The organism is Gaiella sp. (assembly GCF_057140465.1).
Genome location: NZ_DBNHWK010000083.1, coordinates 1 through 3186, shown reverse-complemented (window position 1 = coordinate 3186; position 3186 = coordinate 1). Strand labels below are relative to the sequence as shown.

The 3186-nt window shown below is 72.5% G+C and carries 5 protein-coding genes; all 5 read right to left on the bottom strand.

Going from position 1 to position 3186, the window contains the following annotated elements; translation table 11 throughout:
* A partial coding sequence (locus tag AC162C_RS12150) for a lipoyl synthase (RefSeq protein ID WP_484097767.1) occupies nt 1-700 on the bottom strand: 700 nt, incomplete at its 3' end.
* A gap of 55 nt (nt 701-755) precedes the next feature.
* Nucleotides 756-1172, bottom strand: coding sequence for a type II toxin-antitoxin system VapC family toxin (locus AC162C_RS12145; protein WP_484097766.1), 417 nt, complete (start codon nt 1170-1172; stop codon nt 756-758).
* Nucleotides 1150-1389, bottom strand: a complete 240-nt coding sequence (locus AC162C_RS12140; RefSeq protein ID WP_484097765.1) for a ribbon-helix-helix domain-containing protein — start codon at nt 1387-1389, stop codon at nt 1150-1152. The genes AC162C_RS12145 and AC162C_RS12140 overlap by 23 nt, the downstream gene beginning before the upstream one ends.
* 85 nt (nt 1390-1474) lie before the next feature.
* Nucleotides 1475-2200, bottom strand: coding sequence for a lipoyl(octanoyl) transferase LipB (lipB, locus tag AC162C_RS12135; RefSeq protein ID WP_484097764.1), 726 nt, complete (start codon nt 2198-2200; stop codon nt 1475-1477).
* A 55-nt stretch (nt 2201-2255) separates the two neighbouring features.
* Nucleotides 2256-3186, bottom strand: a 931-nt coding sequence (locus tag AC162C_RS12130; RefSeq protein WP_484097763.1) for a dihydrolipoamide acetyltransferase family protein, incomplete at its 5' end; no start/stop codon positions are given.

Genomic DNA, 3186 nt, shown 5'->3' with positions numbered 1-3186 from the left:
CGCGCAGGTCGCGCATCGTCTCGACGACCTCGTCGTTCGTCTCGCCGAGCCCGACGATGATCCCCGACTTCGTGAGCACCGGGTAGTCGGCGAGCTGCTTCGCCCGCTGCAGCAGCCAGAGCGCCTTGTCGTAGCTCGCCTTCGCGCCGCGCATGCTGCGGTGGAGGCGGCGCACCGTCTCGATGTTGTGGTTGAAGACGTCGGGACGGGCGGCGAGCACCGTGCGCAGCGCCTCGTCCTCGACGCCGAGGAAGTCGGGCGTGAGCAGCTCCACCGAGCACTCGGGCAGCTTGGCCTTGAGCGCGCGCGTCGTGGCGGCGAAGTGGGCGGCGCCGCGGTCGGGGAGGTCGTCGCGGTCGACCGACGTGACGACGACGTGTCCGAGCCGCATCTGCGCCGCCGCCTGCGCCAGGCGCAGCGGCTCCAGCGGGTCGGGCGGGCCGTCGGGCTTGCCCGAGTGGACGTAGCAGTAGCGGCAGGCGCGCGTGCACGTGTCGCCGAGGATCTGGAACGTCGCCGTGCCGCGGCCCCAGCACTCGCCGATGTTCGGGCAGCGGGCCTCCTCGCACACGGTGACGAGCTGCTGCTCGCGGACGAGCTGGCGCACCTCCCCGTAGCGCGTGTCCCGGCTCGGCGCCCGCACCTTCATCCACGGCGGCCGGCGCGGGCGGTCCTGGATCACGGGGAGCGACGTCTCCACGCGCGCCATTGTACGGGCGGGCCCCGGCGCGCCCGACGCTGCGGTTCGTCGGTGCTCACGGCACGAGCGTGAACGCCGCCGTGTGGCGGGGACGAACGGCCGAGAAGTGCCGGCGGTCGAGGGTCGCGATCGTATCCTCTTCCAGCCGCTCGGCGACCGCGACGACCGTGGCGTCGACGACGTCGAGAGGGAGATCTGCGTACTCGCGCATGAGCTCCCTGATGCGCTCGTGATCCTCGTGGTCGGTGTCGTAGACCTCCACGCTCCGGTCGAGCACGCTGGCGAGCAGCTGATCCGCCACCCGTGGCTGCCCGCGCCGGAGGCCGAGGAGACCGGTCTCCACGAGCACGGCGTTCGGGATGACGACCGGAAGACCCGAACCGAGGAGCCCGGCGCAGGCGCCGTGGTGTCGGTCGGAGCGGACGAGTGCGGCGTAGACGACGCCCGTGTCAGTAACGAGCGTGCTTCTCACCGAGGTAGTCGCCGACCAACTCGTCGACCCGCGTCGACGTGTCTCCGCGCCCATCGGAAGCCACCGCCCCGATGAAGCTCGGTACCCGCCGCCGTGTGCGGACGCGCCACTCGAGCCCCTGACGGATCACCTCGCCGAGCGAGACGCCCTCCTGCCTGGCGATCGTCCGGAGCTGGTCGAGCAGGTCGTCGGGGGCCATGATCGTGGTACGGCGCATCCGCGTCATTATGGCACTCATTATGTCACAGGAATGTGAGGGGTTCGTGCCGACTTCGGGCCGGTGACGCGGGCCGGACGGGCGGTCAGCGAGCGCCGAGCTTCTCGTGCACCGGCTGCGCCCAGAGCCCGGCGCCGTCCTCCGCCGGCAGCTCCTCGAACGCGAGGCCGAGCACGTCGGCGAGCGCGTCGGCCGCGGCCGGCCGGACCTCGTCGACGTTCAGCGTCCGTCCCAGCTCCCGTGCCATCGTCGTGAACTGCGCATCCTCGAGGCCGCAGGCGGTGATCCACTCCGTGAACGGCGCCGGGTCGAGGTCGACGTTGAGGGCGTAGCCGTGGGTCGTCACCCAGCGCGAGACGTGGACGCCGATCGACGCGATCTTGCGGGGGCCCTGTCCGCCGCCAGGCGGCATCCAGACGCCCGTCAGCCCCTCGATCGTCGTCGCCTCGAGCGAGAAGACGGCGAGTGTCCGCACGATCGCGTCCTCGAGCATCCGCACGTAGCGCTTGACGTCACGGCCGTGCCGGTTGAGGTCGAGGATCGGGTAGCAGACGAGCTGTCCCGGCCCATGGAATGTCGACTTGCCGCCGCGGTCCGTCTCCGCGACCTCGACGTCCGCCCCCGTCGGGACGTGCAGCTCACGCTCCAGCTCGGTGCGGCGGCCGGTCGTGATCACGGGGGGGTGCTCGAGCAGCAGCACCGTATCGGGGATCGCTCCCTGCGAGACCGCTCCCGCGAGCGAGCGCTGGAGCGCGAACGCCTCGCCGTAGGGGACGAGGCCGAGGTTCATCAGGTACGCGCCCGCGGTCACGCGGAGAGCGTAGCCGGGGCGTTGCCGCCGATCATCGGGTCACGCTGCGCCGCCGCTAGCCGGCGTCGTCCCACTGCTCGAGCTTCTCGCGCAGGTCGCGCAGGAAGCCGCCCGCGTACGCCCCGTCGACGAGGCGGTGGTCGTACGTGAGCGTGAGGTTCATCATCGGCCGGATCGCGATCACGTCGTTGCCGAGCTCGTCCTGTACGACCCACGGCCGCTTCACGAGCGCATAGGTGCCGAGGATCGCCGCCTGCGGCTGGTTGATGATCGGCGTCCCGTGGAACGTCCCGAACCCTCCCGGGTTCGTGATCGTGAACGTGCCGCCCTGGACGTCGTCTGGGAGCAGCTTCTTCGTGCGCGCGCGCTCTGCGAGGTCGGCGACCGAGCGAGCGAGCCCGAGCAGGTTGAGGTCCTGCGCGTTGCGGATCACCGGCACGATCAGGCCCCGGCCCTCGTCGAGCGCGACCGCGATCCCCAGGTTCACGAACTGGCGCGTGACGATCTTCTCGCCCCGGATCTCGCCGTTGACCCAGGGCCAGGCCTCGAGCGCCTCGACGGTCGCTCGCGCGACGAAGGCGAGGTACGTGGGATTCACGCCGTGCGCGCTCTGCCACTCGCGCTTCAGCTGCTCGCGGATCGCGACGACGCGCGACATGTCGACCTCGATCGCGCTCGTCACGTGCGCCGACGTGTCGACCGAGCGCCGCATGTGCTCCATCACCCCGCGCCGCATCGCCGTGATCGGCTCCGCGGCCTCGCCGGGCGCGAGCTCGTCCTCGACCGCCGCCGCGGGTGCTGCGGCTGCCGGAGCGGGGGCAGGCGGAGCGGGTGCCGCCGCCGGCGGCGGCGGCGCGGGTGCGGGAGGCGGTGCGGGGGCGGCAGCCGCGGGCTCGGCCGCGGGCGCCGCGGGGACGGGCGCCGCGGGGACGGCAGCGGGCTCGGCCACGGGTGGCGCCGGCGGCGGCGCGGCCGCTCCGGCCTCG

What these genes read in the sequence shown, in the direction of transcription:
- AC162C_RS12140 (WP_484097765.1), bottom strand. Translation starts at nt 1,389, where the DNA reads ATGCGCCGTACCACGATCATGGCCCCCGACGACCTGCTCGACCAGCTC.